The 2634-nt window shown below is 69.6% G+C and carries 1 protein-coding gene; it reads left to right on the top strand.

The features are described from left to right. On the top strand, positions 1-2634 hold a 2634-nt coding region (gene uvrA, locus VFN12_RS17180; protein WP_325120011.1), incomplete at both ends, for an excinuclease ABC subunit UvrA.

Genomic DNA, 2634 nt, shown 5'->3' with positions numbered 1-2634 from the left:
CTCTCGGCCTACGCCCGCCAGTTCCTCGGCCAGATGGACAAGCCCGACGTCGACTTCATCGAGGGCCTGTCGCCTGCCGTCTCGATCGACCAGAAGTCCACGTCGCGCAACCCCCGGTCGACCGTCGGCACGATCACCGAGGTCTACGACTACCTGCGCCTCCTCTACGCCCGGATCGGCCACCCGCACTGCCCGACGTGCGGGGCCCCGATCGAGCGCCAGACGCCGCAGCAGATCGTCGACAAGGTGCTCGCGCTCGAGGACGGTCGCCGCTTCCAGGTCCTCGCCCCCGTCGTGCGAGGCCGCAAGGGCGAGTACGTCGAGCTGTTCCGGCAGCTGCAGACGCAGGGATTCTCGCGGGCCAGGATCGACGGCGAGACCCACACGCTCGACGCGGTGCTGACCAGCGGGCCGAAGCTGGACAAGCAGAAGAAGCACACGATCGAGGTCGTCGTCGACCGGCTGGCGGTCAAGGGCTCGGCCAAGCGCCGGCTCACCGACTCGGTCGAGACCGCGCTCAACCTCGCCGGCGGCCTCGTGCTGCTCGACTTCGTCGACCTCGACGCCAAGGACCCCGAGCGCGAGCTGCGGTTCTCGGAGAAGATGTCGTGCCCCAACGAGCACACCATCGACACCGACGAGCTCGAGCCCCGGTCGTTCTCGTTCAACTCCCCGTTCGGCGCCTGCGCCGAGTGCCACGGCCTCGGCACCCGCATGGAGGTCGACCCCGAGCTCGTCGTCCCCAACCCGCAGGCGACGCTGGGGGAGGGCGCGATCCAGCCGTGGAGCCAGGCCCACGTCGCCGACTACTTCCTGCGCCTGATGGGCGCTCTCGGGGACGAGCTCGGCTTCGACCTCAACACCCCCTGGGAGGACCTGCCGGCCAAGGCGACGAAGTCGCTGCTGCAGGGCCACTCGACCAAGGTCCACGTGGTCACCCGCAACCGCTACGGCCGCGAGCGCGCCTACTACGCGGAGTTCGAGGGCGTCCAGAGCTACATCGAGCGCCGCCATCGCGAGGCCGAGTCGGACACCAGCCGCGAGCGGTTCGAGGGCTTCATGCGCGAGGTGCCCTGCCCCGCCTGCGAAGGGACCCGACTCAAGCCGGTGTCCCGGGCGGTCACGCTTCGCTCCACCACCGCGGAGGGCCTCTGGAACATCGCCGACGTCTGCCGGCTGCCGATCAACGAGACCGCCGACTTCCTGCGCGGCCTCGACATGTCGCCGCGTGAGAAGCAGATCGGCGAGCGCGTCCTGAAGGAGATCCAGGAGCGACTCAACTTCCTGCTCGACGTCGGCCTCGACTACCTCTCCCTCGAGCGGCCCTCGGGCTCGCTGTCGGGCGGTGAGGCCCAGCGGATCCGGCTCGCGACCCAGATCGGGGCCGGGCTGGTCGGAGTTCTCTACGTCCTCGACGAGCCCTCCATCGGCCTCCACCAGCGAGACAACCACCGGCTGATCGAGACCCTGGTGCGGCTGCGCGACCTCGGCAACACCCTGATCGTGGTCGAGCACGACGAGGACACCATCCGCACCGCCGACTGGGTCGTCGACATCGGGCCCGGCGCCGGCGAGCACGGCGGCCAGATCGTCCACACCGGGTCGGTGCAGGGCCTGCTCGAGCACGGCGACTCGCTCACCGGCCAGTACCTCTCCGGTCGCCGTGAGATCCCCGTGCCCGCCGTACGCCGCCCGCCCACCCGCGGCCGCACCCTCACCGTCCACGGCGCCCGGGAGCACAACCTCCGCGACATCGACGTGTCGTTCCCGCTCGGGCTGTTCGTGTCGGTGACGGGCGTGTCCGGCTCGGGCAAGTCGACCCTGGTCAACGACATCCTCTACACCGCGCTGGCCAAGCAGATCTACGGCTCGCGTGCGGTCCCGGGTCGTCACCGCAAGATCAGCGGCACCGACCACGTCGACAAGGTGATCCACGTCGACCAGTCCCCGATCGGGCGGACCCCGCGGTCCAACCCGGCGACCTACACCGGGGTGTTCGACCACATCCGCAAGCTCTTCGCGTCCACCCCCGAGGCGAAGATGCGCGGCTACCTCCAGGGGCGCTTCTCGTTCAACGTCAAGGGCGGGCGCTGCGAGGCCTGCTCGGGCGACGGCACGATCAAGATCGAGATGAACTTCCTGCCCGACGTCTACGTGCCCTGCGAGGTCTGCCACGGGGCCCGTTACAACCGGGAGACGCTCGAGGTCCACTACAAGGGCAAGACCATCGCCGAGGTCCTCGACATGCCCATCGAGGAGGCCGCCGAGTTCTTCGCCGCCGTTCCGGCGATCGCCCGCCACATGAAGACCCTGTGCGAGGTCGGGCTCGGGTATGTCCGGCTCGGCCAGCCCGCCACCACGCTGTCCGGCGGGGAGGCCCAGCGGGTCAAGCTCTCCTCCGAGCTCCAGAAGCGGTCCACCGGCAGCACCGTCTACGTGCTGGACGAGCCGACCACGGGCCTCCACTTCGAGGACATCCGCCGGCTGCTGGGGGTGCTGTCGAGCCTGGTCGACAAGGGCAACACCGTCCTGGTCATCGAGCACAACCTCGACGTGATCAAGACCTCCGACTGGGTCGTCGACATGGGGCCCGAGGGTGGCTCCCGCGGCGGCACCGTCATCGCCGAGGGCACC

This window comes from Nocardioides sp., assembly GCF_035703625.1.
Lineage (GTDB): Bacteria > Actinomycetota > Actinomycetes > Propionibacteriales > Nocardioidaceae > Nocardioides.
The sequence above is the reverse complement of the archived record's forward strand: the minus strand, read 5'-3'. Positions and strand labels throughout refer to the sequence as shown.